At 70.6% G+C, this 18,480-nt stretch carries 20 protein-coding genes; 11 read left to right on the top strand and 9 right to left on the bottom strand.

All coding sequences use genetic code 11. From position 1 onward, the window contains the following. Positions 1-42 precede the first annotated feature (42 nt). Entirely contained in the window at positions 43-261 is a 219-nt protein-coding gene (locus ACYVF7_RS09550) for a hypothetical protein (protein ID WP_460337943.1), read from the top strand. Here ACYVF7_RS09550 and ACYVF7_RS09545 read toward each other — a convergent pair. After that, a complete protein-coding gene (locus ACYVF7_RS09545) occupies positions 239-2,227 on the bottom strand; it encodes a zinc ribbon domain-containing protein (protein ID WP_460337940.1) in 1,989 nt (662 codons plus the stop codon). The genes ACYVF7_RS09550 and ACYVF7_RS09545 overlap by 23 nt on opposite strands. 353 nt (positions 2,228-2,580) lie before the next feature. Here ACYVF7_RS09545 and ACYVF7_RS09540 point away from each other — a divergent pair, with 353 nt between their 5' ends. From ACYVF7_RS09540 to menC, 5 genes are all read left to right on the top strand, one after another. Next, positions 2,581-3,045, top strand: a complete 465-nt coding sequence (locus ACYVF7_RS09540; protein WP_460337937.1) for a Zn-ribbon domain-containing OB-fold protein — start codon at positions 2,581-2,583, stop codon at positions 3,043-3,045. 82 nt (positions 3,046-3,127) lie between these two features. Continuing rightward, the gene (locus ACYVF7_RS09535) at positions 3,128-4,285 is read left to right on the top strand and encodes a lipid-transfer protein (RefSeq protein WP_460357851.1); all 1,158 of its coding nucleotides are present in this window, start codon (positions 3,128-3,130) and stop codon (positions 4,283-4,285) included. 234 nt (positions 4,286-4,519) lie between these two features. Further along, entirely contained in the window at positions 4,520-5,617 is a 1,098-nt protein-coding gene (locus ACYVF7_RS09530) for an MCE family protein (protein ID WP_460337934.1), read from the top strand. Between the two features lie 49 nt (positions 5,618-5,666). Beyond that, the gene (locus ACYVF7_RS09525; RefSeq protein ID WP_460337931.1) at positions 5,667-6,434 is read left to right on the top strand and encodes a GNAT family N-acetyltransferase; all 768 of its coding nucleotides are present in this window, start codon (positions 5,667-5,669) and stop codon (positions 6,432-6,434) included. Then, positions 6,431-7,537: an o-succinylbenzoate synthase gene (menC, locus tag ACYVF7_RS09520; RefSeq protein ID WP_460337928.1), complete on the top strand. Its 1,107-nt coding sequence runs from the start codon at positions 6,431-6,433 to the stop codon at positions 7,535-7,537. The genes ACYVF7_RS09525 and menC overlap by 4 nt, the downstream gene beginning before the upstream one ends. Here the strand turns inward: menC and ACYVF7_RS09515 are convergent. Then, positions 7,497-8,618, bottom strand: a complete 1,122-nt coding sequence (locus ACYVF7_RS09515; protein WP_460337925.1) for a WD40 repeat domain-containing protein — start codon at positions 8,616-8,618, stop codon at positions 7,497-7,499. The two genes, menC and ACYVF7_RS09515, sit on opposite strands and share 41 nt — an antisense overlap. A 100-nt stretch (positions 8,619-8,718) precedes the next feature. Then, positions 8,719-9,255, bottom strand: a complete 537-nt coding sequence (locus ACYVF7_RS09510; RefSeq protein WP_460337922.1) for a cysteine dioxygenase family protein — start codon at positions 9,253-9,255, stop codon at positions 8,719-8,721. 101 nt (positions 9,256-9,356) lie between these two features. Here ACYVF7_RS09510 and ACYVF7_RS09505 point away from each other — a divergent pair, with 101 nt between their 5' ends. The 5 genes from ACYVF7_RS09505 to ACYVF7_RS09485 all read left to right on the top strand — a co-directional run bounded on the left by ACYVF7_RS09505 (position 9,357) and on the right by ACYVF7_RS09485 (position 12,850). After that, positions 9,357-10,250, top strand: coding sequence for a LysR family transcriptional regulator (locus ACYVF7_RS09505; RefSeq protein ID WP_460337919.1), 894 nt, complete (start codon positions 9,357-9,359; stop codon positions 10,248-10,250). 61 nt (positions 10,251-10,311) lie between these two features. Then, a complete protein-coding gene (locus tag ACYVF7_RS09500) occupies positions 10,312-11,022 on the top strand; it encodes an alanyl-tRNA editing protein (RefSeq protein WP_460337916.1) in 711 nt (236 codons plus the stop codon). Beyond that, positions 11,019-11,606: a helix-turn-helix domain-containing protein gene (locus tag ACYVF7_RS09495; RefSeq protein ID WP_460337913.1), complete on the top strand. Its 588-nt coding sequence runs from the start codon at positions 11,019-11,021 to the stop codon at positions 11,604-11,606. Before ACYVF7_RS09500 ends, ACYVF7_RS09495 begins: the two co-directional genes overlap by 4 nt. Positions 11,607-11,670: 64 nt before the next feature. Next, a complete protein-coding gene (locus ACYVF7_RS09490) occupies positions 11,671-12,525 on the top strand; it encodes a hypothetical protein (protein WP_460337910.1) in 855 nt (284 codons plus the stop codon). A gap of 85 nt (positions 12,526-12,610) precedes the next feature. After that, positions 12,611-12,850 (top strand): hypothetical protein, encoded by a 240-nt coding sequence (locus tag ACYVF7_RS09485; protein WP_460337907.1) that lies wholly within the window; start codon positions 12,611-12,613, stop codon positions 12,848-12,850. A 27-nt stretch (positions 12,851-12,877) separates the two neighbouring features. Here the strand turns inward: ACYVF7_RS09485 and ACYVF7_RS09480 are convergent, their stop codons facing one another. The 6 genes from ACYVF7_RS09480 to ACYVF7_RS09455 all read right to left on the bottom strand — a co-directional run bounded on the left by ACYVF7_RS09480 (position 12,878) and on the right by ACYVF7_RS09455 (position 18,430). After that, positions 12,878-13,012: a hypothetical protein gene (locus tag ACYVF7_RS09480; RefSeq protein WP_460337904.1), complete on the bottom strand. Its 135-nt coding sequence runs from the start codon at positions 13,010-13,012 to the stop codon at positions 12,878-12,880. 53 nt (positions 13,013-13,065) lie between these two features. Then, a complete protein-coding gene (locus ACYVF7_RS09475) occupies positions 13,066-13,539 on the bottom strand; it encodes a MarR family winged helix-turn-helix transcriptional regulator (RefSeq protein WP_460337901.1) in 474 nt (157 codons plus the stop codon). Between the two features lie 135 nt (positions 13,540-13,674). Continuing rightward, positions 13,675-15,267 carry an acyl-CoA synthetase gene (locus ACYVF7_RS09470; RefSeq protein ID WP_460337899.1) on the bottom strand — a complete coding sequence of 531 codons (1,593 nt, stop codon included), beginning with the start codon at positions 15,265-15,267 and terminating at the stop codon, positions 13,675-13,677. 35 nt (positions 15,268-15,302) lie between these two features. Beyond that, positions 15,303-16,460 (bottom strand): thiolase domain-containing protein, encoded by a 1,158-nt coding sequence (locus ACYVF7_RS09465; protein ID WP_460337896.1) that lies wholly within the window; start codon positions 16,458-16,460, stop codon positions 15,303-15,305. A 3-nt stretch (positions 16,461-16,463) separates the two neighbouring features. Next, positions 16,464-17,489, bottom strand: coding sequence for a thiolase domain-containing protein (locus ACYVF7_RS09460; RefSeq protein ID WP_460337893.1), 1,026 nt, complete (start codon positions 17,487-17,489; stop codon positions 16,464-16,466). Beyond that, a complete protein-coding gene (locus ACYVF7_RS09455) occupies positions 17,486-18,430 on the bottom strand; it encodes a Zn-ribbon domain-containing OB-fold protein (RefSeq protein ID WP_460337890.1) in 945 nt (314 codons plus the stop codon). Before ACYVF7_RS09455 ends, ACYVF7_RS09460 begins: the two co-directional genes overlap by 4 nt. Positions 18,431-18,480 lie beyond the last annotated feature (50 nt).

The following is an 18,480-nucleotide window of genomic DNA, read 5'->3' as shown; positions in this document are numbered from 1 at the left end:
ACCGCCACCCGGCGCGATGACGAAGTGTCACGCCCCGGTGTGATGACGACGTCGCCTGTCAGGCACCGGCGCAGGCGGCACGCCCAGTTCGCGTTCCGCGGCTCGCTCGGGCTGCGCCGGGTAAACCTCGCGCTGTTCGTGGCCGGGCTGACCACGTTCATGTCCCTGTACTCGACGCAGGCGCTGCTGCCGGAGTTGTCGCGGGTCTCCCCCACGACGTCGAGCGTCTCTGATCAGCCTAAGGATCCGCAGTCATACTGAAACTGGGTGTTGTGACTGGGGGATCTGCCCACCGGGGTGGGGTGGCGTGGGCGTGCAGGTGGAAGCCCGCGCCCAGTGCCGCCCCTTTGGGCCGGTGCCGTGGACGGTTCCGGCTGGTGGGGGTGGTTGAGCTGATCGTGTGCACGTTGGGTGTGCGCGCGCCCTGGTACCGGCAGGCCGCGCGGGGCAGCCCTCGGTCCGTGTGAGCGCGTCCCTCCGGACGCTGACCCACCGGCCCGCGAGGGCCGGGGGTGGAGGGTGCCCCGCGTCGCCTGGGCACGGGGCGTGAGGTTCGGCGGGGGGTGGGTCCGGTCTTGGACCGGTCACCCCCGCTGGCTTGGTGTTGCTCGGGGGCGGTCGGGGTGATGACCGCGCCCGCTTCGAGCTTGTCGACGATGCGGCCGATGGCCATGTGGCCGGTTGTGCGGTCGACGGTGGTGTTGTGCTGGTGGGTCAGTCCGCGGGCGGCGATACGCCGCCATGCGCCGTGGTCGCGGTCGCCCTGCCAGCCACAGTCAGGGTCGAGGCAGATCGCCCACTTCCACCCGGGTGTGCCAGGCCGGCCGGGTGCCTTGCAGTGCCGCAACGGGACCAGACACTGCGGGCAGTGCTTGGACGTGTTGCGGGCCGGGACGGTGACGACGGCGATGCCGGTCTCGGCGGCCAAATGCCGCATGTTGCCGACGATCTGCCCCCGCACGGCCTGGGAAAGGCGGGTGTTGTGGGTGCGGCCCATGCCCTTGGCCTCCATCGACCGCAGATCCTCCACATAGATCACACTCGCCCCCACCGCGACCGCCTGATCCACCGCCCATCGCGCCGCCGACCAGGCCAGCGCCTCGTTCAGCCCCGACCGGCGATCGGCCACGTACCGGTGTTCGGCCGTCAGCACAGCGTGCTTGGCGGCCAAGTGGTGATCCTCGTCGCCGCCGATGAGGCAGGCATAGCTGTCCGTCTTTGCGTGTAGGTGTTCGCCGTGGCGGCGCAGCCGGTGCTGGCGGGCCATCACCCCGGCGGCCCGGAACATCCCCCCGGATCCCAGTGCGGTGATGGTGCCGTCGGGACGCAAACGACACGCCCCCGCACTGAGCAGGGTGTTCAGACCCCAGTCCACACCCAGCGCCCTCGTGTGATGCTTCGATTCGGTTTTGGGGACGGGGTGGGAGAACGCCAGGTCCGCGTGCATTTTCCTGCCTTGCGGACGCAACGTGGGCAGATGCAGCATCGCACCTGGCGGGACAGTGGGCGGCAGAGTGAGTGGGCAGGCCACCCAGGTCCAGTCGGCGTATGAGCGCGGGTCCGGGCGGGTGGGCAACTGCAGCCGCAGCAATGCCCGCGCTGGGTCGTCTTCGGCGCGTTCTAGGGTGGCCTGCTGCCGGTCGACGGCGGCCAGCACCAGCATCCGCGCCGCGTACGGCGCCTCTTCCAGTTCGAACACATCGACCGGAAGCCGCCCATGCCTGGTGACGAACGCGGTGACCTGCCGTGTGCGTGCTTTGATCACGCTGCTGGTCAGGGACCGTCCGTCGGGAATCGCCTCGCGGACGGCGTCCCACTCGGCCGGCGTGCGCTTGGCCGGATCGGCGGGCCAGGCCGCCAGGACCCCGGCGACCGTCTCGGCGCGGTGCTGTGTACCGCGCAGGATCCGCCCGGCCTGTTCTTGAGCCATCCGCACGATCCGGTCATTGACCTTGACCCCCTCGGGGACCCTCACACCCCAGCCCAAGCGGCGCAGCGCCATCCACGCGTTCGAGGGTAAGGCGCGGCCGTCCGCATCGACCCCGGCGGCCAGCACGGCCACATCACCGGCATTCCAACGCTCGGCCAGCAGACCAGTGACCATCTCAGCGACCAGGTCCGCGCACCAGCCCACCCGCTCGGCCGCCGCCCGCGCCGTCAGGGCCTCACCGGTCTCCTCATCCACCCCACCGCGCAGCAGCACCCGGGCGGTCGCGGTCCGGGCCACCTGACCAGCGGCCAGCGGCCAGCGGCCAGCGCAAGCTTACGGCTCATGCGACACGACCGGACGACACGCGACCAAACATGTACGCACAGTAGCGGCCCGTATGCGCGATCCGCTCGATGATTCGAAAATCCGAGCGAGATCAGCCCGCCAGGGCGCCGACCGCCTACCGGCGAAGCGTCATCGGGTGCACCTCGCCATCGTGAGCAACCACAGCAACTCGACGCCCTCGAGCGATCGCTACGAAACATCACGAATCCCTAAGGAGACCCGTGAGCCTGCGTCCACCGACCCTTCCACTCGAGTAGAACACGTTATAGATTTGAGCGGTCGCTTGGTCAACTAGGAGGCCGCCGGTGGCGCAACACCCATCCGGGAACGATCCGGCCGTGGACCGCGCCGACGGGCCGGTCTGCGTGGTCGACGGCTGGTTCACCGTCGATCCGCCACGCCTGACCGGGACCCGCTGCACCGTCTGCGGCACCGTTTACTTCCCGCCACAGAGCCTGGCCTGCCGCAATCCCGTCTGCAACGGCGACGAGCTCGTCACGACCCCGCTCTCGGATCGAGGGCGGATCTGGTCGTACGCCGACGCCCGCTACCGTCCCCCGCCGCCGTACGTCTCAGACGAGGACTTCGAGCCGTACGCCATCGCCGCCGTCGAGCTGGCGGCCGAGCGGATCGTCGTCCTCGGCCAGGTCGTGAAGGGGATCGGCGTCGACGAGCTGGCCGTCGGGATGGAGGTCGAGCTCGTCGTCGAGGAGCTCGACCCCGGCCACCTCGTCTGGAAGTGGCGCCCAATCCCCGAGGAGGACGAGTGACCGAAAACCCGAGCGAACCCGGCGCAGCGAGCGAGGAGGGCGCGTGAGCGGCCAACACGACGTCGCCGTCCTCGGGGTCGGCATGCATCCCTGGGGCAAGTGGGGGCGTGACTTCGTCGAGTACGGCCTCGCGGCGGCGCGGGACGCGTTGACGGACTCCGGCCTCGCGTGGACGGACATCGAGTACATCGCGGGCGCCGACACGATCCGGAACGGCTACCCCGGGTTCATCGCCGGCGCGACGTTCGCCCAGGCCCTGGGCTGGTCGGGGGCGCGCGTGTCGAGCTGCTACGCGGCCTGCGCCTCGGGTGCGCAGGCGATGAGCACGGCGCGGGCGCAGATCCTCGCCGGTCTCGTGGACGTCGCGCTGGTGGTGGGAGCCGACACCACGCCGAAGGGGTTCTTCGCGCCCGTCGGCGGCGACCGGCCCGACGACCCGGACTGGCTGCGGTTCCGCCTGCTGGGCGCGACCAACCCGGTGTACTTCGCGCTGTACGCCCGCCGCCGGATGGCCCTGTACGGCGCCGGCCGGGACGACTTCGCCGCGGTGAAGGTCAAGAACGCCCGGCACGGGCTGCACAACCCGTACGCGCGGTACCGGAAGGAGGTCACCGCGGCCGACGTCGCGGCGTCGCCCGTGGTCGCCGACCCGCTGCGGCTGCTGGACATCTGCGCGACCAGTGACGGCGGTGCGGCGGTCGTGCTGTCCAGCCTCGAGTACGCGCGGCGGCACGGCCACGGCACGCCCGTGCGGATCGGGGCGCTCTCCACGGTGACCCCGACGTTCCCGCACACCGTGCTCGAGCTGGCGAGCTTCGCCACCGAATCCAGCGTCGCCGTCGACCCGCAGGAGCGGCCGTTCCGGGCGGCGAACGCCGCCGCGGCGTACGAGGAGGCCGGGCTGGGCCCGGAGGATCTGTCGCTCGCCGAGGTCTACGACCTGTCCACCGCGCTGGAGCTGGACTGGTACGAGGACCTCGGCCTGTGCAAGCCGGGTGAGGCGGAGGGGTTGCTGCGCGACGGCGCGACGACGCTCGGCGGCCGGATCCCGGTCAACCCGAGCGGCGGGCTGGCGTCCTTCGGGGAGGCGATCCCCGCGCAGGCGATCGCCCAGGTCTGCGAGCTCACCTGGCAGCTGCGCGGACAGGCGGGAAAACGCCAGGTGGAAGGGGCACGGGCCGGCATCGCGGTCAACCAGGGACTGTTCGGGCACGGATCGGCGATCATCGCGCGAACGTGAGTTACGTCACTCGATCCCGCCAGTAAGGCATTGCTGACCTGGGGGGACGCGTGATCGTGCGCAGATCACGCCCCGGATCGAGCACGGTGGGTTCTTGTCGGCCACGCTACGCGTCAGTACCTTTCACTGACGCGCCAGGGTTTATCTCCGCAGTCGCGTGTCCGCGTGGACGCCGGGTTGCGGCCCTGACCGCGCCGCCCAGTCCGCCGAAACCCGACGCGAGGTGCCGCGCTGATGCGTCCATTCCGGGAGCGCAATCCGCTGCCGATCGGCATCGCCGGCCTGGCCGCCGCCGGCCTGGCGACCCTGCTCGCGTTCAACCTGCAGGCTCTCGCCGGCGGCACGACGTACTCCGCGGCGTTCGCCGAGGCGGGCGGGCTCAAGCCCGGCGAAGAGGTCCGGATCGCCGGCGTGAAGGTCGGCAAGGTCGACAGCGTCGACCTCGACGGCGACCACGTGAAGGTGAAGTTCACCAGCAGCGCGCACTTCGGCACGCAGACGCGGGCCCAGATCAAGATCAAGACCATTCTCGGCTCGCACTTCCTCGCCCTGGACCCCAAGGGACCCGGCCGGCAGTCGACGGGAAAGCAGATCCCGCTCTCGCGGACCTCGGCCCCGTACGAGGTGGTGCCCGCCCTGCAGGACGCCAGCAAGCAGCTCGGGCAGATCGACACCAAGCAGCTGGCCAAGGCCATGGACACGCTGACCCAGACGATGCAGGGCTCTCCGGAGAACCTCCGGCGGACCCTGGCGGGCCTGCAGAAGATCTCCCGAGCGGTGTCCTCCCGCGACGACGAGCTGAGCCAGCTGCTCAAGCACTCCAGCAACGTGACCTCGCTGCTGGCCTCCCGCAGCGGTGACCTCGCCGTCCTCGTGCAGAACGGCGGCCTCCTGCTGCAGGAGATCAACAACCGCCGGGTCGTGATCAACCAGCTGCTGACCGGCACCGTCGCCCTGTCCCAGCAGATCACCGGGACGATCCAGGAGAACCAGGCCACCCTCGGCCCCACGCTCCGGAACCTTCACCAGGTCGTACAGATCCTGCAGCGCAACCAGGGAAACCTGGACAAGGCCCTGCAGGAGATGGGCCCGTTCGGGAACGAGACGGCCGACCTGACCGGCAGCGGCCGGTGGTTCGACGTCTACGTCCAGAACCTCATCCCGCTGCCCGTCTCCATCGCGCCGCCGAGCACGCGCAACGACGCCGCGCAGCAGCCGACCGGGAAGCCGTCGTCCGGCGCCACCCGCCCGTCCAAGGGCACACCGAAGCACACCAAGTCCGCGAAGCCGTCTCCGTCCAAGAGCGGCAACCCGCTGCCCGTCATCCCCTGACCCGGCCCCCGGTGTTCCCACCGGGGCGGCGAGACGTCACGATCGGTACATGGACGTACGCGAACTGACGGCCGGGAAGGATCTTTACACCGCCTCCGCGCTGCTCGCGGAGATCTGGCGGCCGACCGACCCGATGCCGTACGAGATGCTGCAGGTGACCCGCCACATCGGCGGCTATGTCGCCGGGGCGTTCCACGGCAGCACGATGATCGGCGCCTGCGCGGCGTTCCCGACCGCGGACGGCGGCCTGCACTCCCACATCACCGGCGTCGCCGTCCAGGGGCGGGGCGTCGGCTTCGCGATCAAGGCGCATCAGCGCGAGTGGGCGCTCGAGCGGGGCATCATGACGATCAGCTGGACGTTCGACCCGCTCGCCCGGCGCAACGCCCACTTCAACCTGGCCAAGCTGGCCGCCCGCGTCGAGGCGTACCTCGAGAACTTCTACGGCGACATGCCCGACGAGCTGAACCTGGGCGACCCCAGCGACCGCCTCCTCGTCGAGTGGCGGCTCGACAGCCCGGAGGTGGCGGCGGCGCTCGCCGGCACACCGGCGACACGGCCCGAGCCCGGGGACGACACGGTGATCACGCTGGCCGAGGACGCGCTGGGCCGCCCCGAGCGCCGCGACCCGGCCGGCGCCACCAGCGTGGCGGTCGGGACGCCCGCCGACATCACGACCGTGCGAGCGTGCTGCCAGAACGCCGCCGGAGAGTGGCGCCAGGCCCAGCGCGCCGCGCTCGGCGGCGCGCTGGCCGGGGGATTCCACGTCACCGGCTTCACGCGAGCCGGCTACTACCTGCTGGAGTGCGCGCGATGAAGCTGTCCGGGGTCGAGCTCAGGCGGATCCGGATGCCCCTGGTGTCGCCGTTCCGCACGTCGTTCGGTACGGACGTCGACCGGGAGGTCCTGCTCGTCCGCGTGTTCGGGGACGAGGCGGAGGGGTGGGGCGAGTGCGTCGCCTCCGCCGAGCCGCTGTACTCCGCCGAGTACGTGGACGGAGCCGAGCAGGTCATCCGCGACCACCTGCTCCCGCGGCTGCCCGCCGACGTCACGGCCCGCGGACTCGGCGCGGCGTTCGCGCCGGTACGGGGTCATCCGATGGCGAAGGCCGCGGTGGAGATGGCGGTGCTCGACGCCGAGCTGCGCGCCTCGGGCCTGTCGTACGCGGCGTACCTGGGGGCGACGCGGACGCGGGTGCCGGCCGGGGTGTCCGTCGGGATCATGGACTCGATCCCCGAGCTGCTCGACGCGGTCGACGCCTATCTTCAGGAGGGCTACGTACGGATCAAGCTGAAGATCGAGCCGGGGTGGGACCTCGAGCCGGTGCGCGTGGTGCGGGAACGGTTCGGCGACATCCTGCTCCAGGTCGACGCGAACGCCGCGTACACCCGCACGGATCTGCGGCACCTCGCCGCGCTGGACCCCTTCGACCTGCTGCTGATCGAGCAGCCGCTGCCGGAGGAGGACCTGCTCGGGCACGCGCGCCTCGCGGAGGTCCTCACGACGCCGATCTGCCTCGACGAGTCGATCGTCTCCGCCCGGTCCGCCGCCGACGCCATCACGCTCGGCGCGTGCTCGATCGTCAACGTGAAGGCCGGCCGCGTCGGCGGCTACCTGGAGGCACGGCGGATCCACGACGTGTGCGTGGCGCACGGCCTTCCGGTGTGGTGCGGCGGAATGCTCGAGACCGGCCTGGGCCGCGCCGCCAACCTCGCCTTCGCGGCACTGCCCGGCTGCACGCTGCCCGGGGACGTCTCCGCGTCGGACCGGTACTACACGCAGGACGTCACGGAGCCGTTCGTGCTCCAGGACGGGATGATGCGGGTCCCCGACGGCCCGGGCCTCGGCGTCGAACCGCTCCCGGACGTCCTCGACGACCTCACGGAGTCCTCGGACACCGTGGACCTCCGGGCCGGCTGAGCGTCAGGGCCCACACGCGGACGCTGCCGTCATCGCCCGCGGTCACGGCGACCGGCCTGCCGTCGACCTCTGACGTCACGACCGCCTCGATCGCTTCCTCATGCCCCGTGAGCGCTTCGCCCACCTGCTCTCCACGGGCCAGGTCCCATACCCGGGCCGTACCGTCTCTGCTGCCGGTCACCGCCAGCACGTTTCCGTCCAGCCGTGTGGTGGCGATCGACTCGATCGAGTCGGCGTGACCGGACAGCGGCGCCCCGAACGGCTCGCCGCGCATGAGGTCCCAGACCCGGACCGTCTGGTCGCTTCCGCCGGCCACCACCATCGCCCGGTCGTTCAGCTCGGTGATCGCGATGGCTCTGATCGTGGGGCTGATGCCGCTCAGTGGATTCCCGAGTGGTTCGCCGCTGAGAACGTCCCATGCCTGGAGGCCGGTGGCCTGTCCCACGGTGACCGCGATCGGCCGGCCGTCGACCATCGCGGCGGTCATCGCTCCGTCGTACGCGCCCTTGAGGTCCGCGATGAGCTCGCCACGAGGCAGGTCCCAGACCAGCAGCCTGCCCTCCTCACCACTACTGAAGACCTCACCACTGCTGAAGACGAGGAGCCCGTTCGCGTACGGAACGGTCGCGAGCGAGTGGACCCCGAGGCTGCTACCGGTCAGGGTCTTTCCGATCTTGCGGCCGCTCTCCAGATCCCAGACCCTGACCGCCCCGCCCGTACAGTCCTCGCCGAGAAAGGCCGTGAGATCGAAGTGCCCCCCGCCGGTCACGATCACCGGTCGGCCGTCGAGGCGGGCCGCCGTCAGGCAGGAGACGACATCCGCGGCCATGCCGGGCTCTTCCTCGTCGTCCTCGTCCGCTTCCCAGATCTCACTATCGGGGGCCGGATCCTCCGGAGCGGCGGCGTCGAGATCGATCGATTGAAACCTCTGATCGCCGGTGACCAGGTTCCATGTCCAGATCGCTCCGTTGAGGTCGGCTCCGACCACCCCAGGGCCGTCGTCGAGGCCGACCGCCGCGAGACCGGTCATCGGTACGCCGGTATGGCCCCAGAAGCAGTGCAGCATTCGAAGATCATCCATGCGCCCGCACGCTAGCCACGGTCCCGGACAAGATCAGCGGAATCCGGGAGTCGACGGTGTGCGGCCTGCGATCGGCCCGGCCACGCCCGCGCGGCGTCGGTCAGTCCCGTACGGGCAGGTCGTAACAGCGCCGCACGCTGGAGTCGACGCGGGAGATGTCCGTGCCGTAGATGTGCAGGGAGATCGCGGTGCCGTCGCCGGAGTTGCGGACCCGGTGGATGTCGCCGGGTGGCGCGAAGCCGCTGACCTCGCCGACGTGGTTGTCGTTGACCCCGACGCCGACCAGGTGGTCGTCCCGCTGAACGTAGAGCTCCTCGTGCTCCACGCCCTGCAGCACGCCGAAGACGCACCACGTGACGTGGTCGTGGATCGGGGTGACCTGCCCGGGCCGCCACACGAGACCCACCAGGGAGAACGTGCCGCCGGGCTCGACGTAGAGCGTGTGGCTGACGTACCGGTCGGGGTCGCCGATCCGCTCCTCGGCGGTCAGCACGTCCGGGGTGGGCATGTGCCGCCGCAGCTCGGCGGCGACGAGCCGCGCGGTCTCCCGCCAGTCCGCGTGGAGGTCCACAACGGAACGCACGCCCGTGACCAGATCCTCCAGACCGGGCCGTACGGTGCTGAGCACGAGTGTCATAGCGAACCTCCTTCGTCCCCTCCAGGGTGCCGGGCGGGTCACTCATCGGTCCAATGCCAATCGTCGGCCTGTTCCATAGAAGCGGTCGATATATTGGCCTCATGCTGGACGTTTCCCGGCTTCGCGTGCTCGTCGCGGTGGCCCGTACGGGCTCGGTGACGGCCGCCGCGAAGGAACTGCACTACTCCCAGCCGTCGGTCAGCCATCACCTCGCGCGGCTGGAGGCCGAGACCGGCGCCAAGCTCGTCCAGCGGGTCGGGCGCGGCATCCGCCTCACCGACGCGGGCCGCACGCTCGCCGAGCGCGGCGCGGAGATCCTCGGCCGGCTCGACGCGGCCGAGGCCGAACTGTCCGCCCACGTCGGGCTGACCCAGGGCCGGGTCCGGCTGGCCGCCTTCCCGTCGGCGCTCGGCACCTTCGTGCCACTGGCCGCGTCACTGCTGGCCGAGCGCCATCCCGGCCTGCGCGTCAGCCTCACCGAGGCCGAGCCACCCGAGGCCGTCCGCATGCTCCGCGCCGGCTACGTCGACGTCGCGGTGATCTTCCGGTACGACACCGGTACCGAGGAGGGCGACATCCACATCCGGCGATTGCTGGACGAGCCCAGCCACCTGGTCACGGCGGACGACTCGGGCTCCGACCTGGCGGCGTACACGGACGCGGAGTGGATCGCCGGCTGCGACCGCTGCCGCCGCCATCTCCTCGAGATGTGCGAGCGCGCCGGGTTCAGCCCGCGGATCTCCTTCACCACCGACGACTTCGTCGCCGTCCAGGCACTCGTCGCGGCCGGTCTCGGCGTGACGACGCTGCCCGCCCTCACCTTGGAGGCCGCCCGCAACCCGGCCGTGCATACGGTCGTACTGCCCGACTCGACCCGATACGTCCTTGCCGCGACGTACGGCGAGCCGCCCGCACCTCCCGCCACCGCCGCGCTCCTCGACGCACTGATCGAGAGCACCGGCGTTCACTCCCTCGCAGGCACCGGCAGCTCGTAGCGACTGGCCCCCGTGACCGATCCGCCGTCGAGCAGGACAGCTCGTTCGTTATATTAAACGTATGGTTCAGTTGAGTGATCAGATGGCCGTCTACCTGGAGGACACCTACCTCACGGCGGTCACCGCCCACGTCGTGGCGACGGGAGGCACCGCCGACGGTGAGACATGGGTCGCCGTACGGGAGAACATCTTCCATCCGCAGGGAGGCGGGCAGCCCGCCGACCGTGGCCGGCTCGGCGAGTGTGAGGTCGCCCCGGCGCGCGACCCCGAGACGGGTCTCGTCGTGCTGCACTCCCGCGACGACCGCACCCTCGACACCCTCCGCGAAGGCGACGTCGTGGAGGCTCGCGTCGACCCGGACCTGCGGCTGACGCACGCGGCGCTGCACACGGCCGGTCACCTCATCGAGGCGGCCGGGCGGGCCGAGGGATGGGTCCTCGCCGGCAATATCCACTTCCCCGGCCAGGCGCGCATCGAGTTCACCCCGGCCGAGACGGCCGCGAGCCTGGCCGATCCGGAGGATCGCGAGAAGGCCGCCGACCGGCTGCGGGCACGGGTCGCGGCGGCGATCGCCGAAGATCTCCCCGTCACCGCCGAACACGACGCCGAAGGACGCCGCGTCGTCCATCTGGGAGACCTGCACGCCGCGCCCTGCGGCGGGACGCACGTACGGAGCCTCGCCGACCTCGCGGACGTTACGATCACGGCCGTGAAGATGAAGAAGGGCCGCGTCCGAGTCTCCTACACCGCCTCCCACGGGCCACTGAAGTGACCGGCTCCGGCCCTGCGCACCGGCCCGAGCGCCGGGCCACCAGCAGCGCGGCGGCCGCGGCCGGAGCCCAGATCCAGCGCCGCCGCCGACAGCGCGGAATGAGCCAGGCCGAACTGGCCCGCCGCACAGGATTGAGCAAGGCCACGCTGTCGCAGCTGGAGGCCGGCGTCGGCAACCCAACGATCGACACCCTCGACGCGATCGCCGTCGCCCTGAGCATCCCGCTCACCGACCTGCTGACCCGCGATCTCGCTCCGGAGACCCTGCACCTTCCCGCGACCACCCCGAACGACGAGGGGCCCACGCGCGAACTGCTGCGCAGGATCAGCGGCGGTCACAGCCTCGAGCTGTGGCGGCTCCGCCTCCCCGCGCACACCTCCGTCGACGGCGTTCCCCACGCGCCCGGCACGGTCGAGCACCTGCTCGTAGCGTCCGGACGGCTCGACGCCGGCCCCGCCGACGACCTCCGCTCGCTCAGCACCGGCGACCTGCTGGCCTTCACCGGGGACGCCCCCCACGCCTACCGCACCGGCGACGTACCAGCGGACGTCACCGTCGTCATCGCCTCACCGGCAATCGGCTGAGCAATGGGGAGTTCCAATGAGATTGCCGAGCGTGACTGTTCGATTGCGGTTAGTATCCACTGCCATGCCCTCAAGCAAGCATGAAGCGATCTGTGAGATGTTCCGCAGTCGCCCGGCACTGGCCGCGGAGATCGTCGGTCGCTCGCTCGGTGTTTCGCTTCCGCGATACCGGGAGGCTCGGGTCCGTTCTGAGAACGTCACGGACGATCGGCTCGCCGAGCTGCGTGCGGACGCGGTGATCGAGTACTGGGAGAAGAAGCGGAACTTCGCCTTAATCGTCGAGGTCCAAGGCGATGAGGACAAGGACAAGCTCTATAGCTGGCCGTTCTATCTGATGGGCCTGCGCTATCGCTTGAGGTGTCCGGTCAAGCTGCTCGTCGTCTGCCCGGTTCCCGCCGTGGCCAGGTGGGCCTCGCGTCCGATCGATCTCGATCATCCGGGGATGATGCTGACGCCGATCGTTCTCGGCCCGGATCAGATCCCGCAGGTGATCGAGCCTGACGAGGCCGCCCGGACACCCGAACTCGCCGTGCTTTCGGCAATGGCGCACGGCGGCCGACCGGACGGAGCGAAGACCCTCGAGTCGCTGGTCGACGCTTACGGAGCGCTCGATCCCGATCACCGGGCGCTCTATCATGATGTCGTATCCGCAATGCTTCCGCAGGCCGCCCGGCACCACCTGGAGACGCTGATGAAGCTCAAGAACTACGAGTACCAGAGCGACTTCGCCCGCCGCTACTTCGGCGACGGCGAGGTCCAAGGGACGGCCAAAGCCGTCCTGACGGTGCTGTCCGGCCGTGGCGTCTGCGTCTCACCTGACATCCGTGCTCGCATAACCGGATGCACGGATCTCGCCCAGCTCGAAGCGTGGCTGCAGCGTGCGGTCGTCGTCTCCAGCGCCGCGGAGCTCTTCGACTGAGCCCATCTCTTCCACACCGTCCCGCTGGCAGGGATTGTTCCTCGCCAGGCGGCCGCATGACGCGGGGTCAGACTCGGAGACGCTGATGAAGCTCAAGAACTACGAGTACCAGAGCGACTTCGCCCGCCGCTACTTCGGCGACGGCAAGGCCGAGGGCGAGGTCAAAGGGACGGCCAAAGCCGTCCTGACGGTGCTGTCCGGCCGTGGCGCCTGCGTCTCACCTGACATCCGTGCTCGCATAACCGGATGCACGGATCTCGCCCAGCTCGAAGCGTGGCTGCAGCGTGCGGTCGTCGTCTCCACCGCCGCGGAGCTCTTCGACTGAGTTGCTTGTCGGTGACATCGATCGAGGTCAGTGGTTCATCGCATAGGCCGGGTTTACGCCGTCGATGTCGATGACGAGGTGGCGGGGGCCGCGGAGTTCGGGGCTGGTCCGGTAGGGCGGTGGGTCGGTGACGAGGCGCGGGTTGTCTGCCGCGCTGATCACCAGCGCCGCTGTCGGCCTCGCAACAGGGCGTCTGATCGCGCCGCTGCGAGCGGTCAGCCGAGTCGCTTCACCCGTTCGATGACCTCAGGGGAGATCTCGTTGTTGCGGGTGACGTAGGTGATCATGGTCTGCAGGTCATCGTCGCTGAAGTCCGCCATGACCTTCTCGTACAGCTCGGCCACGGGCATGAACCTGCGGCCGAGCTCCATGATGGGGCCTTCCTCCAGCGCCTCGACGATGACCCGGCGGCGGTCCTTGTCGTCGCGGCGACGCCGCACCATCCCGGCCTTCTCCAGCCGGTCGATCACGGCGGTGATCGCGCCGCCGGTGGTGAGGAACATCGCGTCGGCGAGCTGCCCTGGGGTCATCGGACCGCGCAGCTGCAGCAGGTTGATGCACTGCATGTCGGTGACGTTGATGCCCGATCTACTGGCGATCGCGTTGTGCAGCAGCACCGTCCACATGGTGCTCACCCGGGCCTGGTGACTCAGCTCCGCGATGAGCTTCGCACGCTCGGACGACGCCATCGACCCCCACTTTCGGACGATCCCGGAAACGCTCTGAAGACGAGCTTCTCCAACCATCGTATCCAGCGCCCGCCAGGAGAGCCTCGCGGCGCAGGTTTCAGTCCAGAAAGATCGCGGTGTCCAGCACGACGGGTGTCACGTGTGGGCGGCGGCCTGTTCGGCGATCTGTTTGGCCCAGCGGTAGTCGGCCTTGCCGGCGGGTGAGCGGCGCATCTCCTCGACGAAGGCGTACGTTCGCGGGACCTTGTAGCCGGACAGTACGCCGCGGCAGTGGGCGTCGAGTTCGTCAACGGTCGGGGCCTGATCGTACGGCTGGACGACGGCGGCGACGCGGCTGCCGAACCGGTCGTCGGGGATGCCGGTGACCAGGACGTCGAAGACGGCGGGGTGGCGTTTCAGCACTGCCTCGATCTCCTCGGGGAAGACCTTCTCGCCGCCGGTGTTGATGCACTGCGAGCCCCGGCCGTAGATCGCGATGGTGCCGTCGGCCTCGACGGTCGCGATGTCGCCGGTCAGCAGCCAGCGTTCCCCCTCGACCTCGACGAACGTCTTCGCCGTCTTCTCCGGGTCGTTGTAGTAGCCGAACGCGATGTGCCCGCTCTTGGCGACCTGTCCGAGCACACCTGACCCGGGCTGGACCTCCTTCAGCGCGTCGTCCAGGACCCGTAGCCGCGCGTTGTTCGGCCGGTAGCGCATCCCCGACTCCGGGGAGGAGCCGTCCACGCTCGAGGCGGTGAAGCCCGACTCCGAGGAGCCGAAGTTGTCGAGGATCGCGACGTTCGGCATGAGCTCCTGCAGGCGGTCGCGGACCGCGCCGGACAGGATCGCGCCGGTCGAGCTGAACACGGCGAGGGAGCTCAGGTCGTGCGATCTGGCGGCGAGAGCCTCGGCGAGCGGCCGGGCCATCGCGTCGCCGGTGATGTTGATGGTGAGGACTTTCTCGGCCTCGATGGCCCGCAGCACCTCGGCCGCGTCGAACCGCCGGGTGTAGACGATCGTCGCGCCCATCCACCAGCCGATGAAGGTGGCCATCTGCGCCGCGCCGTGCATGAGCGGCGCGGCGGGCATCATCACCAGCGGGCCGGAGGCCTGGGCGGCCTCGATCACCGACTCGGGTGTCTCGCGCGGGTCGCCGTACGGGTTGCCGCCGCCGAACGCCATGAACAGGTCCGTGCTCCGCCACATGACGCCCTTGGGCATGCCGGTCGTACCGCCGGTGTAGATGATGTAGACGTCCTCGCCGGACCGCTTGTCGAACCCGCGCGTCGCCGGGCTGCCCGCCAGGGCGTCGGGGTAGGCGACCGCGTGCGGGGACGTGCCGCCGGCGACGATCCGGTGTGTCAGCGCGGGCACCCGGGCCGCGGCGGTGGTCACGCGGTCCTCGAACTCCGCGTCGTACACCAGCGCCACGAGGTCGGCGTCGTCGTAGAGGTACTCCAGCTCGGCCTCGACGTACCGGTAGTTGACGTTGACCGGCACGGCGCGGATCTTCAGCGTGGCCAGCAGGGCCGTGACGTACTCGAGGCCGTTGTACAGCTGGATCCCGACGTGCAGGCCGGCGGTGACGCCCGCGTCCCGCAGGTGGTGCGCCAGCCGGTTCGCGTCGGCGTCCAGCTCGGCGTAGGTGCGGCGCCGCGTACCTCCTGCCGAGTCGAAGACGACGAGGGCGGTCCGCTCCCCGATCGCGTCCGCGAGTCCTTCGAACAGGTCGGCGTGGTTGAACTCCATCACGGGCCTCCGGGGCCGGTCCGGGCAGGCGGTCTTCAGGGTTTGTCGGAGCCGACGACCCACATCGCGTAGAACTGCGCGCCGCCGCCGTACGCGTGGCCGAGGGCCTTGCGCGCGCCCTCGACCTGGTGCTCGCCGGCCAGCCCGCGTACCTGCAGGGCCGCCTCGGCGAAGCGGATGAGCCCGGACGCGCCGATCGGGTTGGACGACAGCACGCCGCCCGAGGCGTTCCAGGGGATGTCGCCGTCGAGGGCGGTCGCGCCGCTCTCGGTGAGCTTCCAGCCCTCGCCCTCGCCGCAGAAGCCGAGGTTCTCCAGCCACATCGGCTCGTACCAGGAGAACGGGACGTACGTCTCGGCGCAGTCCAGCTCCCGGCGGGGGTCGGTGATGCCCGCCTGCCGGTACACGTCGGCGGCGCAGTCCTTGCCCGCCTGCGGGCTCACCGTGTCGCGGCCGGCGAAGAAGATCGGCTCGGAGCGCATGGCCGTGCCGTGCACCCAGGCGGGCGGGTTCGGGGCCCGTTTGGCCGCGTCCTCGGAGGCCAGCACCATCGCCGCCGCGCCGTCGCTGGACGGGCAGGTCTCCAGGTAGCGGATCGGCTCCCAGAGCATCGGCGTCGACTCGACCATCTCCCGGGAGATGCCGGGGATGCGCAGGTGGGCGACGGGGTTCTTCAGCGCGTTCTGCCGGTCCTTGACGGCGACGAGCGTGCCGATGTGGTCGGGCGCGCCGGTGCGCCGCATGTACGCGCGGATGTGCGGGGCGAAGTAGCCGCCGGCACCCACGACGATCGTCGGGGACAGCGGCGGATGCGTGGACAGCGCCCAGGTCGCGTTCGACTCGGACTGCTTCTCCCACGCCACGACGAGCACGCGGTCGTGCACGCCGCCCTGGACGAGGCTCGCCGCGACGTTCGCCGTCGACCCGCCGACCGACCCGGCCGTGTGCACCCGCATCATCGGCTTGCCCCGCGCGCCGAGCGCGTCCGCGAGGTACGCCTCCGGCATCATCACGCCCTCGAACAGGTCGGGCGCCTTGCCGATGACGACCGCGTCGATGTCCTTGAACGTCAGCCCGGCGTCCTCCAGGGCCCGCAGCGCCGCCTCGCGTACGAGGCCCGCGATGGACACGTCGGTGCGCTTGGTGCGGTACTTGGTCTGGCCGACGCCGATGACCGCGCAGGGGTTGCCCATCGTTCAGCCCTCCAGGACGCAGACGAGGTTGTGCTGCAGGCACGGCCCGGACGACGCGTGCCCGAGCGTGCGGCGCGCCTCGCCGCGGTGGATCCACGACGCCGCCTCGCCGACGCGGATGAGACCGGTGGCCATCACCGGGTTCGCGGCGAGCGGCCCGCCGGACGGGTTGACGCGGACGTCGTCGGCCAGGCCGATCGCCTCGCGCAGGATCAGCTCCTCGTGGCTGAACTGCGCGTGCAGCTCGGCCACCTCGATGTCCCGTACGCCCGCCTTCTCGGCCGCCAGCGCGGCCGACTCCGAACGGCTCAGGTCGCGGGCGCCGAGAGAGTGCGCCTCGATCCGGTGGTCGATGCCGCGGATCCACGCCGGGTTCTCGCACAGCTCACGGGCGCGGTCCCCGGCCGCCAGCACGACCGCGGCGGCGCCGTCGGTGATCGGCGCGCAGTCGTACGGGCGCAGCGGCGCGACCTCGTAACCCTCGTCGCCCGGGTCGGGCAGGTCCAGGGCGTACGGGTTGGCGCGCCCGTCGGTCCGGGACCGGGCGGCCACGGCGCGCAGGTCGTCCTCCTTGTGCCCCGCGTCGAGGAACGCACGGGCCTGCAGCGCGGCGAGGGACACCTGATCGGGGCCGAGCGGCGCCAGGTAGTACGGGTCGAGCTGGAGTGTCATGATCTCGCGCAGCGAGCCCTGCGAGGACTTGCCGAACCCGTACACCAGCGCGGTGTCGACGTCGCCGTGCTGCAGGCGGACCCACGCCTCGTACAGCGCCCACGCGCCGTCCATCTCGACGTGGCTCTCCGAGATCGGCGGCCAGGCCCCGACCGTGTCCAGCGCGGACACGAAGGAGAACGGCGCCCCGGCGAGGTAGTCCAGCGATCCGGAGCAGGTGAACCCGAAGCGGTTCAGCCCGCTGGTCCGCTTGACCTCGGTGATGACCGGGGCGAGCAGTTCGACCTCGGTCAGCCCGGCGTCCTCACCCGTGTGCTCGGTCTGCGCGAACGCGACGACCGCGACATCCGTCCTCATAGGTAGTCCTTGATCGCGTCGAAGGAGACGTCGGGCTCACCGGTCGGCTCGAACCACTTGATGTTCTCCATGGTCCGGCCCCACTCCTCTCGCGGCTTCCACGCGGCCTTCACGCGCATGCCCATCCGCACCTGGTCGGCGGGAATGCCCGCCACCAGCGCGAGGAGGGAGATGTCGGCGCCGTCCAGCAGGATGTACGCCGACACGAACGGCACCTCGGGGGCGCGCGGGTCCGGGATGTTGTTCACCGCGAACGTCGTGACCGTTCCGGTGCCGGGCACCTCCACCTCCTCGGTGGTGGGCACGCCGTCGACCGGGCACAGCCCTTTCATCGGCACGTAGACCTTGCCGCACACGTCGCACCGGTGGCCGAGGAACCGGCCCTCGGAGATGCCGGTGAGGAACCTCGTCAGCGCCCGGCCGGCGTTCAGGCGGTACTCCGCGCGGCTCGGCGCCGTGATCATCGTGACGTCGGGCTGGAAGGACTCGATGTCCTTGATCGAGCCGGTCCGCTCGGCCCGCCACTTCGGCCGGACGCGCATCCCCGTACGAAGGGACTTCGGCGGGTCGGCGCCCGGTTCGAACACGCCCACGTCGAGCGCGTGGAGAACGGCGGTGTCGGCGCCGTCGGGCCGGACGAGCGCCCAGGCGAACGGCCGGTCCAGCGGATGGACGGCGCGCGGCTGCGACACCCACGACCAGGACGTCACCGTGCCGCCCGGCCCGACCTCGACGTACTCGTCGGTGACCGCCTCGCCGTCCGCGTCGTACTCGGCGGGCGGGAACAGCACGCCGCCCGACGCCGTACGGACCCCGACGAGGCGGCCGTCGCGCAGCTCGGTGAGGAAGCGCCCGATCACCGGGCCCACCGACCGGGTGTAGCCGCCGGGGAACTCCAGGGCGTGGTCCGCGACCAGCGGCTCCGGGTCCTGCGCGCTCATGGTCGCGCTCCTCTCCTCACTCGCTCCGCGTTCATGGTCGCGCTCGCCTC

The organism is Actinoallomurus acanthiterrae, from assembly GCF_054775715.1.
This window is presented reverse-complemented; position numbering and strand designations above follow the sequence as displayed.